14 protein-coding genes are annotated in these 17,086 nt (G+C 44.6%); 8 read left to right on the top strand and 6 right to left on the bottom strand.

The features are described 5' to 3' along the window. Nucleotides 1-15 precede the first annotated feature (15 nt). From ICL80_RS07745 to mobA, 4 genes are read left to right on the top strand one after another with little or no spacing between them, the layout of a single operon-like run. A complete protein-coding gene (locus tag ICL80_RS07745) occupies nt 16-711 on the top strand; it encodes an ABC transporter ATP-binding protein (RefSeq protein WP_194215518.1) in 696 nt (231 codons plus the stop codon). Beyond that, complete coding sequence (locus ICL80_RS07740; RefSeq protein WP_194215517.1) at nt 708-1,862, top strand: ABC transporter permease; 1,155 nt, start codon at nt 708-710, stop codon at nt 1,860-1,862. Before ICL80_RS07745 ends, ICL80_RS07740 begins: the two co-directional genes overlap by 4 nt. A 10-nt stretch (nt 1,863-1,872) precedes the next feature. Continuing rightward, nucleotides 1,873-3,063: an ABC transporter permease gene (locus tag ICL80_RS07735; protein ID WP_194215516.1), complete on the top strand. Its 1,191-nt coding sequence runs from the start codon at nt 1,873-1,875 to the stop codon at nt 3,061-3,063. Then, on the top strand, nt 3,060-3,578 hold the full coding sequence (gene mobA / locus ICL80_RS07730; RefSeq protein ID WP_194215515.1) for a molybdenum cofactor guanylyltransferase: 519 nt from the start codon (nt 3,060-3,062) through the stop codon (nt 3,576-3,578). Before ICL80_RS07735 ends, mobA begins: the two co-directional genes overlap by 4 nt. A 7-nt stretch (nt 3,579-3,585) precedes the next feature. Here mobA and ICL80_RS07725 read toward each other — a convergent pair whose 3' ends face one another. The 5 genes from ICL80_RS07725 to ICL80_RS07705 form a co-directional block, all read right to left on the bottom strand. Beyond that, complete coding sequence (locus ICL80_RS07725; RefSeq protein ID WP_194215514.1) at nt 3,586-5,613, bottom strand: TonB-dependent receptor; 2,028 nt, start codon at nt 5,611-5,613, stop codon at nt 3,586-3,588. A 220-nt stretch (nt 5,614-5,833) separates the two neighbouring features. Next, on the bottom strand, nt 5,834-8,788 hold the full coding sequence (locus ICL80_RS07720; RefSeq protein WP_194215513.1) for a TonB-dependent receptor plug domain-containing protein: 2,955 nt from the start codon (nt 8,786-8,788) through the stop codon (nt 5,834-5,836). Nucleotides 8,789-9,285: 497 nt separating this feature from the next. After that, the gene (locus ICL80_RS07715) at nt 9,286-10,542 is read right to left on the bottom strand and encodes a TRAP transporter large permease (protein ID WP_194215512.1); all 1,257 of its coding nucleotides are present in this window, start codon (nt 10,540-10,542) and stop codon (nt 9,286-9,288) included. Then, nucleotides 10,542-11,150 (bottom strand): TRAP transporter small permease, encoded by a 609-nt coding sequence (locus ICL80_RS07710; RefSeq protein WP_194215511.1) that lies wholly within the window; start codon nt 11,148-11,150, stop codon nt 10,542-10,544. The genes ICL80_RS07715 and ICL80_RS07710 overlap by 1 nt, the downstream gene beginning before the upstream one ends. Next, a complete protein-coding gene (locus ICL80_RS07705; RefSeq protein WP_194215510.1) occupies nt 11,140-12,117 on the bottom strand; it encodes a TRAP transporter substrate-binding protein in 978 nt (325 codons plus the stop codon). The genes ICL80_RS07710 and ICL80_RS07705 overlap by 11 nt, the downstream gene beginning before the upstream one ends. A 287-nt stretch (nt 12,118-12,404) precedes the next feature. On the opposite strand from ICL80_RS07705, the gene ICL80_RS07700 reads away from it, so the two are divergent. Together ICL80_RS07700 and ICL80_RS07695 are read left to right on the top strand one after the other, a co-directional pair. Continuing rightward, nucleotides 12,405-13,055, top strand: a complete 651-nt coding sequence (locus tag ICL80_RS07700) for a ChuX/HutX family heme-like substrate-binding protein (protein WP_194215509.1) — start codon at nt 12,405-12,407, stop codon at nt 13,053-13,055. A 106-nt stretch (nt 13,056-13,161) separates the two neighbouring features. Continuing rightward, complete coding sequence (locus ICL80_RS07695; RefSeq protein WP_194215508.1) at nt 13,162-14,070, top strand: alpha/beta hydrolase; 909 nt, start codon at nt 13,162-13,164, stop codon at nt 14,068-14,070. Nucleotides 14,071-14,120: 50 nt separating this feature from the next. Here the strand turns inward: ICL80_RS07695 and ICL80_RS07690 are convergent, their stop codons facing one another. After that, nucleotides 14,121-14,825, bottom strand: coding sequence for a GntR family transcriptional regulator (locus ICL80_RS07690; RefSeq protein WP_194215507.1), 705 nt, complete (start codon nt 14,823-14,825; stop codon nt 14,121-14,123). Nucleotides 14,826-15,139: 314 nt separating this feature from the next. Between ICL80_RS07690 and ICL80_RS07685 the strand changes: the two genes are divergently transcribed. Together ICL80_RS07685 and ICL80_RS07680 are read left to right on the top strand one after the other, a co-directional pair. Further along, on the top strand, nt 15,140-15,754 hold the full coding sequence (locus ICL80_RS07685) for a TetR/AcrR family transcriptional regulator (RefSeq protein ID WP_194215506.1): 615 nt from the start codon (nt 15,140-15,142) through the stop codon (nt 15,752-15,754). A 465-nt stretch (nt 15,755-16,219) separates the two neighbouring features. Beyond that, the gene (locus tag ICL80_RS07680; RefSeq protein WP_194215505.1) at nt 16,220-17,032 is read left to right on the top strand and encodes a ferredoxin--NADP reductase; all 813 of its coding nucleotides are present in this window, start codon (nt 16,220-16,222) and stop codon (nt 17,030-17,032) included. Nucleotides 17,033-17,086 lie beyond the last annotated feature (54 nt).

Raw genomic sequence — 17,086 nt, 5'->3', positions numbered from 1 at the left:
CAGCAAGGCAAAACCATGACAGACGACATCCTCTATAACCTTAAGAATGTTGAAAAAAGTTTTGTAAAGGGTAAGGAAAAAATCACCGTATTTGATAATCTCGATATGGCGATAAAAGAAGGTGATTTTCTAGCTATCATGGGGCCTTCCGGCTCTGGCAAAACCACCCTCCTTAACATGCTTGGCGGTGTTGATCAGCCAACAGGCGGGGAAGTTTGGTTTGATGGCAGTCGTGTTGACACATTGAATGAAGGGCAGCTTGCTCGGTGGCGTGCCGGTAACATTGGCTTTATCTTCCAGTTCTATAATCTCATGCCTATGCTAAATGCTGCACGAAATGTAGAACTGCCGCTTTTATTAACCAATCTTGGTAAAAGCCAACGCCAGAAAAGTGTAGCGGCAGCCCTTGAGCTTGTTGGTCTATCTGACCGTGCAAATCACATGATTGATGAAATGTCTGGCGGACAGCAACAGCGAGTAGCGATCGCCCGCGCGATTGTCTCTGACCCTAAACTCCTGCTATGCGATGAGCCAACAGGTGACCTTGACCGCGCTACAGCCGATGAAATTCTCAGCATGTTACAGCTTTTAAACCGTGAATTTGGTAAAACGATTGTAATGGTAACGCATGACCCCGAAGCGGCTAAATACGCGAAACGTACCGTTCATCTTGATAAAGGCCAGTTTGTTGAGAAGGAAATGCTGGTATGAACGATTTTTACCTGATCTTTAAAAATTTGGTGAGAAAGCCGTTGCGGCTGTTCCTTACAACCTTTGCCATTTTCATTGCCTTTATGATCCATGCTGTTCTTGGGTCATTTATGGGGGCATTTGATGCTGGTGTTGAATTGGCGGCAGATGACCGACTGATAACAGTAAACAAAATTAATTTTACGCAGCCTCTACCCGTCTCCTATTATAATAAGATCCGTGCAGTGAAAGGCGTGGCTGAAGCTGCTCACCTAAACTGGTTCGGTGGCTATTACCAAGACCCACAAAATCAGGTTATGACATTTGCTGTCAGCGAAGATACCCTTCTGGATGTATATTCTGATCTTGTTATACCAGACGATCAGGCCAAAAATTGGAAAATGAACCGCAGAGGCTTGCTGGTTGGGGAAATGCAGGCAAAAGCACAAGGCTGGAAGGTCGGCGACACTATTCCTCTAAACTCAAACATTTTCTCAAAAGACGATGGCAGCAGTACATGGGATTTTGTCATTGAAGGTATTTATAAAGGCACCTCACCGCAAGTTGATACCAATTCGGTTTATATGCACTATGACTATTACAATGAAACAAAGTCATTCGACGCTGATTACCTTGGATTTATAGGTATTAAGACTATTGATCCGGCGGTAAACGAATATGTTATCAAGACAATCGATGATATGTTTGTAAACTCTCCTTACGAAACAGAAACAGTCCCTGAAAAAGTTTTTAATGCAGGCTTTGTCGAGCAGATCGGAGATATTAGCCTGATTTTATCGTCAGTTATATTTGCGGCCTTTTTTATCATTCTAGTTATCGTCGGCAACTCCATGGTGCTGGCTATTAGAGAGCGCACACGCGAAATTGGTGTTATGAAAACACTGGGGTTTGAATCACCACGTATTTTTAAAATGGTGCTAGCAGAATCCTTGATGCTGTCATTCCTTGGTGGGCTTTTAGGGCTTGGTGTTGCCTACATGCTGCTACATTTTGTTGTTAATCAGCTCCCTATGCCCCTGCCAGACCTGATTATCACGCCCCTACTTGCCGCAAAGGCACTGGGCATCATGGCATTTCTGGGTTTTGTTACCGGGATTATTCCAGCCTTTAATGCCCTGAGGCTCAATATTATTACCGCCATGAAAAGCTAGGGAGCGCACCATGACCAGACAAATTTCACAGATTTGGATCGTTGTTATGATGAATATTCTGAGCTTGCCTCGCAGGCTTTGGATGTCTCTGGCAGCTATCATTGCCATTGCTGTTGTTGTCGCCGTTTTATTATCTTTCCTGTCAATGACCAATGGTTTCAAAGACACACTTGAAGGAACAGGGTCTGAATCAGTTGCAATTATTACCCGTAGCGGATCAAAGTCAGAACTCAACAGCGTCCTTTCTGGCGAAACAGTGAATATTGTTTCAACAGCACCCGGCATAGCCAAAAACGCCGATGGCACACCTGAGTTTTCTCCTGAGTTATATGTGATTGTAGACGGTACCAAACGCTCTTCCGGCACTGATGCCAACCTGCCTATGCGTGGTATTTCACGAAAAGGTTTTGAACTGCGTGATCATGTGGAAATTATAGAAGGCCGAGTTTTTGAACCTGGTAAAAATGAAATTATTGTGGGGGAAAGTGTTCAGCGTGAATTTACAGGTTTTGAACTAAACAAAAAGATACGCTTTGGTAAAACAGAATGGGAAGTTGTTGGTATATTTTCAACTGGTGGTTCTGCCTTTGAAAGCGAACTTTGGGCAGACACTCTTGTCCTGCAAAGCCAGTTTCAACGCCAAAACAGTTTTCAGACAATTCGCCTAAGGCTTGCAGAGCTGGGAAACATTAGCGGCATTGAAGAAATGATCAAAAACGACCCGCGCCTTATTCTTGATGTGCAAACCGAGGCAGACTACTTCCGCGAACAAGGTGATGCCCTAAACTATATTGTCTATTTTGGCTGGGGCCTTAGCATTATCATGGCACTTGGTGCCCTAGCCGGTGCCTTGAACACTATGTATACATCGGTTGCCGCCCGAACACAGGAAATCGCAACCCTAAGGGCGCTCGGTTTTAGCAATATTTCCGCATTTTTTGGGACCCTCGCAGAATCGCTTATATTATCTATTATTGGTGGCTTCATTGGGGCTACAGTCTCTTTCCTGTTTATGGACGGCCTGTCCACATCCACAATGGGGGCAAGCTTCACACAGGTTGTATTCACCTTTGAGCTATCACCTGAGCTATTTGTAAACGGTGCTATTCTTGCTGTGCTCATTGGTCTCATTGGCGGCTTTTTCCCAGCGTGGCGCGCAGCAAGGCTACCTGTTGTTCTTGCCTTTAAAGGCGGGGCATGAGCCTACCCCTTGTCACTGGCGTTATTCTGGCGGGTGGCGCCTCTAGCAGAATGGGTGTTGATAAAGCCGAAGTGCAAATCCGGGGTGTGCGCATGCTCGACCATATGCGTGATATTCTAAAACACGCAGGTATAAACCACATCAATGTTCTGGGGCGACCATCAGAACCCGGTGGTATACCCGACACAGAACCCCATACTGGCCCTGCTATCGGGCTTTGGCACTATTTACGCATACAGCCAGAAAACAGCAGGCATCTGATTGTGCCTGTCGACATGCCTAACCTTGACACAGCCATTATCAACCAGCTTATAGAACAAAGGCAGTGGGCTTATTACAACCAAAATCCACTACCGCTTTTAGCGATTGCTTCAAGTGAAACCACAACTGACCGACCATTGACTATACGCGCTCTACTACAGGCACATAATGCGATTAGCTTACCATTACCAGAAAGTGCAAAAACAGTGTTTGCGAATATAAACACTGTTTCTGACCTAGCTAAATGGCAATAAGTCCCACTTAAAAAACGCTTTTGATGCCAACCCTAAAATTGGCAGGCTCTGCAATGGACTGCAGTCCATTTGAGCGCAAACCTGTTAGCACTTTTTTATCAAAGATATTCTGCCCCGCCACATACACACGCATGTCGGTGCTCAAAGCATATGAGATAAAAACATCTGCGGTTACATAACCCGGCAATACACGGCTATTCTGATCGTCATCATATTGCTTAGATGCAATATCCGCTGATACACGTACAAGCCATGCGTCTGCTGGTGTCCAGCGGATTGCCAAATACCCAGAGTGCTGTGCAGTTTGCGCAAGGCGATTACCAACAAGGCCCTGATCATCAGCATTTTTGCTAATACGGGCATTATTCCAAAAATAAGCAGTATCAAGGGTCACGGCTTCAGTTACAGGAATGGATATATCAACTTCAATACCATCCACAATAACCCGGTCAACATTTCGGCGCTGAGATAGGGAACCTCCTGCTGGCACAAAAATGCCCAGCGGTGCATAAAAGCCCCCAGTTGAAGCCAGAGTTATATTACCGACGCCGTCGTTCAGCCAGTTACGAAAATAGGTAACTTTAGCCTGCAACCCGTCTTTACTCTGGTATTGCATGCCCAATTCAGCGCCGTACAGTTTCTCAATATCAAGGGAGGCATTAGCTTCTGTGATATCACTGCCCACCCTAAAGGGCCGGTATAATTCGTTCAAGCTGGGCGCGCGAACGCCACTATAAACAGATCCAAAACTGCTGATACTATCTGTCATGTGCCAATTAAAGGCAGCCCTACCACCAGGCAAAACATCACTGTCCCCTACATATGTTTCATCAAGGATTAGATCATTAATGGTCAGGTCTGCTTCACGGCGATACCCACCACTGTTTTTCCAGTAATCAAGACGAAGCCCAACAGAAACATCAAGCTTAGGTGTTACAGTAATCGCTGCTTCTGTAAAGATGCCACCGAGCGTTTGAACGCCGCCCGCGCTGCGGTCGCGAATAAACTCGCCACCTGAATAAAAATACTGTTCATTCGTCGCCCCTTTTGTACGGCGAATATCACCCCCCATTTCAAAAAGAAAACTTTCTGTCAGCTGTTTTCTCAGCGCCAGGTTTGCTCCTTTGGCGGTTGCGGGCACATCATACTGGTCAAGAGCAGGTGTTTCAGTTTGCCTATCATCTGAGACTCCTGAAAACCGGCTGTAAAATGACTGGTCCCGTACATATATATTTGCCTCAGCAGCCCATTCCCCAGCTTCTGCTATACGCTCGAGCCCTACAGCACCTTCCCATACACGTGTGCCATTACCTGTGTAAGCTGTGCCATTGAGGTTATCTTCGTCTGAAAACCCGCCTGTAAAGCTAACTCTATAACGGTCACCAAGTGCAGTCGTGGCCTTTAAGCGCATCCAGCCGCCTTCACCACTCGCACGTGTGTCAGCTGCGCCGCGCTGGGCTTTATCAACAATATAGGCCCCGTCAGAATTATAATAATTTGCAGACAGGCTAATACCATTGCCGTTTTGCCCAACAAAGGTACTGCCCGTCACATCAACCGTATTAAAAGACCCATATGAACCCTCAAACCTTGTTTCTGGTTCTTCGGGGGTCCGCGTATTCATAAGAATAACGCCCGCCAGTGCCCCATTACCCCAAGGGCCTGTACCACCACCTTTAACAATATCAATGGTTTCAATATCTATCAGTGGTAACCGCGCCCAGTTTACCCAGCCTCCAAAGGGGTCACCTTGCGGTACACCATCAAGCAGAACAAGGGTTCTACCCGCCCCATTTGGGCCAATGGATCGCAGTGTTACGCCCTGCGATGTAGGGTGCGATATCTGACTCCCTGACCGCCGAAACAGACTAAAAGCCGGTAGCGTTGCTAGTTTTTCATCCAAGCGAAGCTCTGGACTCTCGTTCAGGTCTTCATCTGTGAGGGTTTGAATGCCGTATGCGGCAGACACACCGCCAAGTGATACGGGCGTAGCTGTTACATGAATTTCATCAGCAGGCAGCGTCGTCGCAAACACCGCGCCCCCAAAGGGTAAGGTCAGTAAAAAAGGGGTAAGTTTTTTATATAACAATTTTTTTCTCACAGGATATAATTTTCAAACTGAAAGGCATTTTTGAAATTAACATGTCTAAAATACACAGATACGCACTGTGTGCGCTGTCACTAGCATAAACAAAGAAATTAAAAAACCCTGCCGCACGCATGCAGCAGGGTTAGAGATACTTACTCAGAAATAGTTACCAAGTTTTGGTAAATGTCAGAGCAACTGTACGACCAATGATGGTGTGGTTCGCAGCATCATATGCTGTTGGTAAGGCATCATCTGCCCCTGTACCACCATCAAGGAAGGGCGCTTCACTGTTAAATAGGTTGGTAACCTGGAAATTAAGGCGTGTGCCATCGGCCATACCGCCAAAGTCAGACAGATCCCATGACATATCAAGATCAACAGTTACCCAGCTATCAATTTTAAGAGGTGTAGATGTTATGACAGGCGCACCAGTTGCGTCAGGAACATAACAAAGATCACATTCATAGCTGTCTGTATAGTTAACAGTTACACGGCCATCAAACGGGCCTTTTGCAAGAGACACACCCTGTTTACTACGAAGCTTAACAGGTGAGCCATTTGCAGGGTCATATTTGCCAAGCCGGTCTTCAAAAGCGAGGCCAGGTGCAGCTTGAAGTGCATACTTGGTTAAGTATGTACCATAGGCAAACAAACCAACATCGATATCATCTACCATAAAGTCGTAAGTGATAGCAAAATCAAAGCCCTGCTCTTTAAGAGAAGCAATATTAATCTGGGTTGCATTCACAATCATAGCAACATCAGCTGCGGTATTTGCAACTGGTGGACCAAAAGTTCCAAGAAACTTCGGGTTGTCAATAATTGCCTGAGCAGTAGCAACACTTGGATTTACATTCAATGCAGAAGCAAATGGTCCGCCTCCGCCTGTTGCAAAGTACTCAGCCAGAATATCATTAAGCTGGCTAGACTGTATCCGCTGAATACGGTCGTCAACTTTGATATTAAAGTAGCTTGCACTGAACTTCAGACCCGGAACAGCTACTGGCTCAAAATCAAACCCAACAGTCCATGTTTCAGCGCTTTCAGGCTGAAGAACACCCGGCCCAGCACCACCAGAGTTAATGATCACAGAGAAAGAACATTGCTCACCCGCAGTACCCGGCGTTCCAACAACACCGTTAAATGTCAAGAGATCGCTGTCACAGGGGCCAAAGCGCGATGCTGGCAGCAGGAAGGCTGCGTTACCACCTGGAAGTGGCTGAGGTGAATCGTTCTCAAACCGCATTGGCGGAGCATGGAAAGATGTACCCCATGAACCAGTCAACTTCAAACCTTCAACAGGGCGGAAATCCACACCTACTTTAGGATCGAAAGTATTATAGTCACCTGTTCCAGAAAACTCCTCATAGCGACCAGCAATGGATACATCAAGCATCTCCGTTACAGGAATAAATGCTTCTGCAAATGCTGAATAAGCCTTCCGCTGTGTCTCATCATAAGGGCCTTCACTACCAGCAACAGAAAGCGTATCAAAAACTAGATACCCGCCCATTGTTTCAACACGGTAATCAACACCAACAGCAAGCTTTACATCACCAGCAGGCAAGGAGAATAATGAACCATCAGCTTTAAGAGATACCTGACTTACTTTTGAATCAAACTCCAGATCCTCAGTGCCGTAATATTCTTCAAGCTGCGCGTCTGTTAAAGCATCTGTTGAGAAAGGATTATAAGGTGTAATGTCGTAGCCATCACAAACAGTCGACGTACTTCCAAGAGCACAAGCCATCCAGTCAGCTGAACCACTGGCATTTTTCATCTGCTCAGTATGACGGAACTGGTCTTCTTTTGCATATGAATAAATTGCTTCAGCTTGCCAATCAGAGAAAAGATCAACTTTCAAACCAATTTGACCACTAAGGTGCTTTGAAGATGAATCACGTGTTTCAGGACGATCTGTAATAACCTTACCAAAAGCAATATTACCGTTCGCGGCTGCCAAGCTTGGATCTATATCGTTGATATAGAAAGGGCTAGATGATGTTAACTGGTGTGTAACAAGAGTTGAATATCCAAGTTCGTATTTAGATTCACGCTCGGAATACCGCAGGTCACCAAACAGAGTAACGCCTTCTGCCAAATCTTGATCAAAAGAAGCAAAAATGCTTTTGCGTTCAACATCCGGCAAAAGATCACGTCGGTCATACACATTATATGTATTACCAATACCACCTGTTGCAGGTATTAAGTCAGCATTTGTAAGACTTGCATTTGTACCCTGAGGAACCGTTGCACCAACAGGTGATGCAATACTACCCACACCGCCTTGGAAAATATTAGCAGCTTCGCCAATATGAAGTGTATAATCTGGCCAGTTAACACCACCAACCGCACTAAAGTCACTTCCACTTGCATAACGATCACGGTCAGTAGCCGCCACATTACCGCGCGTGTAATATTCTGCGCCAATAACAGCATGCCCGGTATCCCAGTTCAAGCCGTGAATGTGGCTGAGCATCAACTCGGTGCCGCCACCTTCTGTTGCCGTGCCAATACGCGCCGTAGAAACAGGTGCATCAAGTTGGCGTTTAAGGATAAAGTTTACAACACCACCAACTGCATCAGAACCATAAATTGCTGAAGCACCGTCCTGTAGAACTTCTACACGCTCAATCGCTGCAGACGGTATGCTACTGACATCAACAAAATCGCCAAACTGACCAGACGCGGCCAGCCTACGCCCATTTACAAGTACAAGTGTAGACAAAGCGCCAAGCCCGCGAAGGTTAACCCCCTGACCACCAGAGAGGTTAGCCCCCTCTGCACCAGTGTCCTGCCCGCTCATGCCTTCATCAGACATACCAACACCGCCGGCAAGGTTTGATGGCAATTCACGAAGATAATCCGCCACAGTAGCGCGGCCACTTTTCTCTAGCTCTTCTTTGCCAATTGTCAGAACCGCGCCGCCAACAACAGAAGCGCCGCGAATATTAGAACCGGTAACAACAATTTCTTCAAACTGAAACGATTCATCTGAATCGCTTTCTTGTGCATAAACAGCAGATACTGTGGACATCATTGCCCCCAGTGCAACGCCACTCAGTGCTTTATTAATAAGCTTTTTCTGACTGAACCCTAGAATAGATTGTGTTCTATTCATCCATTCCTCCCATACTTTCATTTGGTTACAGAGCCAGTTAAGGTTTTAAAATGCTTTAAAAACAACAAACATTTGATTGCTTAGTATTTTTACAAGCCTTCCAAATACAAAACACTTAACTAACCCGCGACTAATTTCAGAACCTGTCAGTTTTAAATTTCGATATTTCTATAGAATGTTGTTTCATGTTCTACTAATTACCTTGAAACAATCTTCAAAGAAAAATTAGTATCGCTTTAAACCACATACCATTTTAGTTACTGACTGTTACGCCGTATGCCCCACAGCTAACAAGTTCCCAATGTGGATACATCTCCACAATCAAACTCTATAATAAGCATTTAGCTTAGGTCAATATAGATTTTCGAAATTTTTATAGAATAATGCTAAATAATATCAATTGTTGCCCTAAAAACATATTATTTTCGATTTTATTAGATTGTCTTCATGAATATATGTGGCCGATTTGGAGCATACCTCATATCAAAAGGCACTGACTATATAATCACAAGGGCTGGAAATAGGCACAGCAACAAAAGCACTAAAACAGTGACAGCAACAAACGGCAAAATTGCCTTTGCAATTGCACCCGCCTTTTCACCCGAAACCGAGGCTGCAACAAATAACCCCGCGCCTATAGGTGGTGTCACAAGCCCTAATGCAAGGTTCAAGCATACAATAACACCAAAATGAAACGGGCTTAAACCAAACACATTCACGGCGACAGGCAGTAACAGCGGTACTACAATAATCAATGCAGCAATGGCGTCAATAAACATACCTACCATCAGCAACAAGAGGTTTAATAGCAGCAGAAACTGTAATTCTGACGATGCTACAGATGTAATCCAGTTTACAATTTGCCCCGGGATCTGCTCAAAAGTAATAACAAATCCAAATATTTGCGCAGCCCCAATAAGCACAAGTATCATACCAGACGTCATTGCTGATCGCACGAATACAGGTCCTATATCCTTTACAGTCAGCTCTTTGTATATAAAACAGCCCACAAAAATAGCTGTAAGACCAGCAAGGGCAGCAGCTTCAGTCGGCGTTGCAATCCCCCCAAGAATACTAGCAACAATCACAACCGGCACCAAAACTGCTGGCACACCGTCACGCAGACAAGTTAGCCAGTGAACCCTTACCGCTTGCTCTGTATCAGGGTATTCATAAAAAAATCCAAGAATAAATATAACAGCAATAAAGCCAGCAACCAGCATAAGCCCAGGTACAATCCCGGCAATAAACATATCTCCAATAGAGATTTGTGCCAGAACACCGTAAACAACGAATAGCATTGAAGGCGGTAAAATGGGGGCCAAAAGGCCGCCACTCGTGGTAAGCGCTACAGAATATAATCTTGTATACCCCTGCTTTTCCATTTCAGGTGTCATAACCTTGTTCATGACAGAAATTTGTGCGACCGCACTTCCCAGAATGGAAGCCATCAAGGCATTTGCAAGCAGGTTCACATAGGCAAGACCACCACGCAGATTCCCAACGAATAAACCAGCAAGTGCAACCAGTCGCCGCGCCATACCGCCAACCCCCATCAGTTCACCAACAACAATAAAGAGAGGTAAAGCAAGCAGTCCGTATTGCTCCATACCTCCAAAAAACTGCTGATGAAACGACAGAAAAAGAACATGATCGCCGCTAATGAGCACTAAAAAAACAGCCGAGAGAACCAACACAAAAGCAATTGGCACACCGAGTAATAACAGTGTCAGGAAAAAACCAATGGGCAACATTATTCACCCTCCTTTTGAAAAGCACTGACTTTGCTTTTTTCTGGCAGATTCACTATCCTAACTGAAAGCAAATGCGCCAAGCTGTGGAGGCAAATCGTGAAACTAAAAATCGGCATAATAAGCCAGAACAAAAATTTAGGCAGCCCAATCGCAGATGTTGGCTCGCTATAGATAAAGTTTAAGGTATTTTCTGAGAATTCAGTAACATCTCCACCCGCAATAATGAGATCATACGGCGCAAACCACACCCACGCCAAAACCAGAAGAATGCCACCAAACACCAGCATCACAAGATCAACAAAATAACTTAGAAACTTTTGTGCCTGCGCTGAGAGCCTGTCCGCGACAAGAGTTACAACGATATGATCCCGCCCCTGAATGCCAGCCGACGCAGCTAAAAAAGCCATCCATATCATGGCATAAATTGCCAATTCATCAATCCAGAAAACTGGTAACCGCAACAGTCGACAAATAATATTTGCTGTAATCAGCAGAAAAACAACAACGCCAATCAAACCCGCCAACCGCTTTTCCACAACGGCAACGCAAGCACTAATAAGCTGAAGCCTTGGCACATTACCGGCCACCTTTTGTCCCTCACCGAACACTGTCAGCTTCCTCTTTCAGTTTTTGTACATAGGGCGATCGTTTTGACCAGCGATCATACCAATTATCAGGAGCATCACCAAAAAAGTCTTTATCAACCTTTACGATATTAACGCCTTCCTCGATCAGCTTTTCTTTAAAGCCCTGATCTGCTGTCACATAACTGGTTAGCAATACAGCTAAATGCTTTTGAAAGACGTTATTCAAATATTTCTTATCATCCTCACTCATGCGAGCCCATGACTTCGCCGAAGCAAGCGCCACCATCGGAAACATCATATGATCTGTATATAAAACGCTTTTTGCATGCTGATAAAACTTCAGCCGCAACGTGTTTTCAAAATCTATATGCATGGCATCCACCTGCCCATTTGCAAAAGCATCATAGAGAACTGATAGCGGGATCGCGGTTGGCGCTGTCCCTGCAAGATACCAAAAGTCTGTCAAAGGTGCATCCGGCACCACCCTAACTTTCAAGCCCTTTAGGTCGCCATAGCCACTTACCTGTCCTCGCGCCACAATCTGGCGCATACCCGCCATACCGTATCCCAATCCCACAAGGCCGATTTTACGTGTTGACGCTAAAATTTCCACGGCCACAGTGCCGCTTAATATGCGTGCAGCATGGGCCGCATCCTTTGCAAGATAGGGAGTGTAGAAAGCTGCAAACTGTGGTAGCCGGTTAGCAAGCTCTGATGTTGTAAAGAAGCCAATATCCATAGCACCAGTTTGTAATAACTGAAGCATTTGTGCCTCATTACCAAGCTGGCCAGAAGGAAACACAGAAAGCTTTTTGGAAAAACCATCCTTTTCGAGTTCAGCGGCTATAGCTGTCGCTGTTTTTGTCCATTGATGTGGTGGTGGTGTAATAAGACCAAGTCTCATAACATCGCCATTGCCGCTCGCAGCAGAAAAAGAAGTCATCGCCGCGCTAAAACAAAAAATACAGCCAACAAACCATTTTGGCACGGTTAGTATTCCCTTCCCATTAATCCCCAAAGATCAACTTATAAGCCCACCTCACATTCGTCAATTAATTTCGAAATAAAATATTTAAACAAAAAAAATACATTTAAAATTGCATTTTTTTGCAGGTTTTTTTATCGAAGTTTCGTATTTACCTTGAATAATTTCGAAATTGTATAATAGTAAGGCTCGCAAAAACGACCCTAATGTACAGCTAAAATTTGCGGTACATCCCTAAAAATAACACAAAATAAAAATCGGAGCTTCCGAAGAATAATCAGGAGTAGAACATGAAAAAACTTACGTATTCAATACCCTTTATAGCAATGGTGATCGCTTCCAGCGGCGTAGCCAAGGCACATTCAAATTATGAGCAACAATTCTGTGCAACAGCCGATGAAAAAGCTCTTGTCACTGATTTTGTCACCAACAAGCGCCCAGGAAAGCCCTTACCAGTTGCCGCACGTACTCTCGACATACTTGAGGGTAAAGTCGCAACAAGCCTTCCTAGTGATTTAACTGTAGGCACACTTGGCAGCCCAGAAGTTTTCAAAAAAGTGTGGGCAAGCGTTGAAGCATGGGGTGCCGAAACATCTGTTGGGCTGGTTTTTACTGAAAACAAAGTTCACACCTTTGTTGTCCCAAGCTTGGTACCCATGACACAGCCTGGCGATGGGCCACTCGCAGATTTATATGCGGACAATGGCAATGGCATTCATTCTCATGTTGACCCAACGGATGTAAAAGCAATTTATGCCGCCAAACTGCCTGCTGGTGACGGCTTTACGCGTACTCTTTCATTCTATGACAGCAAAGGTGGTCTTATTTGGGCGCTCATTGCAGGTGAAGCAAATGGCAAAGGCGAGAAAGCAGCCATTGACGGCTTCGAAGAAACATGGAAACTGATTGCTAGCATGCCACAAGCCTGCATGACACACTAAACCTATTCCAGCAGTTTCCAGGCCAGCTTAGGCCTGGAAACTAAAAAACATCAGGGCTTTGTCCCTGTTCAAAGCATCTATACAAACAAGCAACAAGGTAGTTCATATGGCAATCACCAGCTATTGGAAGCGCTTTTCTCTCTATTTAGTTACACTATGCGCATGCCTAGCCCTGACCGATGTAAGCACAAATGCAGCCCCGCTTACCCTTGAAAACACCTCGCAGTTTGATATTACCGGCACAGAAAATGGCCGTATTTACCGCATATCTGTATATTCTCCTAAAGAGCAAGCTCCTGAGGAAGGCTTTCCTGTTATCTATGTAACGGATTCATCTCAGATGTTCCCTTTAATTATCGGCCCCGCTGCACGCTATGCCGCAGGCGTAAAAGAAACACCTGCTGTCATCGTTGGTATAGGATACCCTGAGACGATGGAGGCCAACAAAGAACGCGCTGTAGACCTAACCATCCCTCTTCCTGATGAAAACAAACAGCCCGAAGGTACTGGTGGTGCATCAAGTTTTCTAAACTTCATCACCCATGACCTAAAGCCAGTCATTGAAAAAGACCATAAAATTAATAAACAAGATCAGTCGCTTTATGGCCATTCATATGGAGGGCTGTTTGCACTTTACACCCTCTTTACCGCCACATCGGAATTTCAAAACTATCTCATTTCCAGCCCGTCTATATGGTTTGGTAACAAGCATATTCTTACCCTCAAGGATCAAATACGCGTGCAGCAAAATCAACGCCTTCGAGTTTTATTAACTGTTGGCTCGCATGAGGATACCCCTGATCGCAAAATTTTGGCCACACGGGACAACCCCGAAGAATTAAAAGCACGAATGGCAGAATTCGCCATGGTTCAAAACACTATCAACCTAGCGGCAGAACTTGATTCACAGCTTGATACTTTTGAATTCCATAAACTGGATGGCCTTAGCCATATGCTAGCCGGGCGGGTCGCCGTAATTAGAGCAATTCCATTTGTTTTTGACCATTTCGACTAATAATAGCAACCCGGGTATCCATAAGAAGCTACTTTATACCGTTCATTTCTTTAAGAACCCACACCTTCAGACATGTCGTAAAAAGCACGTTTCACAGCATCGGCGGTGTTGGTTAAATGCCGCTCAATCAGCCTGCTTGCTTTCAAGGTCTGTTTTTCCATCGCGGCTTCATAAATAGCATGGTGCTCTTCATGCACATCTCGGTCAGGCGTGTTCTGGTGAATTGATATTCTTCTATAGCGCTCTGACTGTTGATAAAGGTTAGCCAGCATCCGCATGAGCCAGGGTGATCCACATTCAGAAATTAAAACCTGATGAAAGATACGGTTCATATCTTCCCATTCCTTCAGGACAGTTTCATCGCCGCTCGCGAGGCGCTCTTCTGCTGCAGTAAGCCTTTCAAAAGCTTCCGTTAATTTTGCCTTCCACGCGTCCCCACCACGTTGCAAAGAAAGTTGCAAAGCCTCTGTTTCAATCAAGTTACGCACACGGACTAGATCATCAAGCTCTTCGACAGATAGCCCAGAAACCCAAAAACCTCTTTGCCCTTCTGTTTTCACAAGGTTATCACCAATAAGTCTGGCGAGCGCTTCGCGAAGCGGGCTCATTCCAATATCATAGCGCTTGCAAAGCATCTCAAGGCGTAGCTTTTCACCGGGAGGCAAAGCACCAGCAATAATATCTGCCCGAATAGTTTTGTAAGCATAATCAGCGAGTGTTTTAACCATTACTTTTTCAGATTCTGATGTCTGCATATATTCTATTTCACTCATAGAACTAAGATAAAACAGTAAAAGCCGCATATCGACTTAGCCATACTGCCCCCTTACTTCTTGAGCTCCTTTATTTCACAAATTAATTTCGAAATTATAGAATGAATACCATGGCATTAGCTATTAAAATAGTTATAACTCATCATTATGATGATTATTTTCGAAAATAATAATTACTAGCGATAAATATATACAGGTAAGCAACTTCAAAATATTCAAAAGATAACCCACCATTCTCATACTTGATCCAGCCCCTTATTCAAGATAGGGTCAAACCGAAAATCTAGGACTAATGAATGAAACTAAAGAAAAAGCCCTCGCAGGCGCGCGCGCAAGAAACCCTTGATAAAATCATCAGTGCCGCAAACGCCGTCATGCTTCGGGATGGAATCCAGAAACTAACCATCCGAAAAGTAGCTATTGAAGCAGGTTTAGGGGTTGGCTCTATTTATGATTATTTCCCAAATAAGCAAGCCTTGCTTGAAGGCATTTGTGAGCAAAGGCTATCAGCCAGAATAGAGCTTTTCGATAAAACTATGTTGCAACAAGGGAACCAATCATCCCTGAGTGATAACATGACCGCTTACGACCAGGCAACACGCCAACAGGGGCTAACATCAAAGATTGGCCCAGAACTGCGGAATGCGAGTGAAAGCAACCCGGGCCTTAAAGCCATTGTTTCCAAGTATGAGCGCCTCTTCATAAGTAGAATGGCTGACTTAGTTGCGCGCCAAGCTCCTAATATGCCCGAGGAAAAGCGCTTTTTGCTGGCAACCTTCATATTAAACATAGATTTCACACTTTTACGTCTTTTGCACACAGCAACCGATGATGAAGGCCAGTATTACAAAACACTTCAACGCAAAGTACATGCATTCCTCATAAATATAGCCAGCCAAGAGGACGCTTGATACACCAAATAGCCAGACCTAGCTTAGCTGAACTGATCATACAGTTCGTATAACGGCCAGATTACTGATACAAAATGGCCACATCACCCTACAGCGCAATCACAAACCACAAGAAGAATGCACATCTGCGGTTAAAAGCTGCATTGAAAAATATTTTTACCAAAAATCAAATTTTTGATATAAATATTCTAAATATAAATTTAAAACTGATATTTATAAGAAATAAATTCTATTAAATCATTAAGCTCCCCTAACGTGTCAGGTTAAAAAAAAACAGCAATTTCAGCCAAAACATGCAATTTTCCGGATGCATTTTCACGTTTATTCCTCTATGTACTCAGTGTGCAATGCGACAGTAATTGATAACCACTCTCAATTAGACGTTTATCAATTACTAAAAAGCCGGTGTTACCCTCCCCATAATTTGGTTGGCAGCAGCGCAAATATGTTTGACGGAGTTAGAGCATGAATATGAATGTAGATGTAAGTGCGAAGCAGGCTTCCCCCACAGGCCCAACGCTTGAAACCGTTTTATCGGTCGAGCACTGGACAGACAGGCTGTTTTCATTTCGAATTACACGCCCAAGCGGATTCCGTTTCCGTTCTGGTGAGTTTGTAATGATCGGGCTTGAGGCAGACAGTGGCAAACCGCTTATGCGCGCTTATTCTATAGCCAGCCCAAACTGGGATGAAGAGCTTGAATTCTTTTCTATCAAGGTTCCAGACGGCCCGCTAACCTCGCGCCTTCAAAAAATTCAGCCCGGAGACAAGATTTTACTTAACAGAAAATCAGTTGGCACACTCGTACACGACGCGCTGACACCCGGGAAAAGTCTTTTCCTTTTCTCTACAGGCACTGGCTTTGCTCCGTTCGCCAGTGTTATCCGGGATCCGGAAACCTATGACAAATTCGAACGCATCATCGTAACACACACGTGCCGCGATACGGCAGAGTTAGATTATAGCCGCAAGATTGTAAATGAAGTGCTGGAGCATGAATTTTTAGGTGAGATAGCAAAGAACCGGCTTTCTTACTATGAAAGCACAACCCGTGAGGACTATTACCGCCAAGGCCGCATTACAACACTGATTGAAAATGGTGATTTTGCAAAAACAATTGGTCTCGATGTTTTCAACCCGGAAACAGATCGCGGCATGATTTGTGGCTCAAACCAAATGATTAGCGATGTGCGGGATATTCTATTGCAAAACGGCCTTACGGAAGGCTCAAATGCCCGCCCTGCCGAGTTTGTGGTTGAAAAAGCTTTCGTAGGCTAAGCAAACCAGCAAAGACTTCATAAAAAGGCCAGCAAACTTGCTGGCCTTTTACGT

The sequence above is a fragment of the Kordiimonas pumila genome (assembly GCF_015240255.1).
Classification (GTDB): domain Bacteria; phylum Pseudomonadota; class Alphaproteobacteria; order Sphingomonadales; family Kordiimonadaceae; genus Kordiimonas; species Kordiimonas pumila.
Note: the sequence above shows the minus strand (reverse complement) of the source record. Positions and strands in the feature narration are given on the sequence as shown.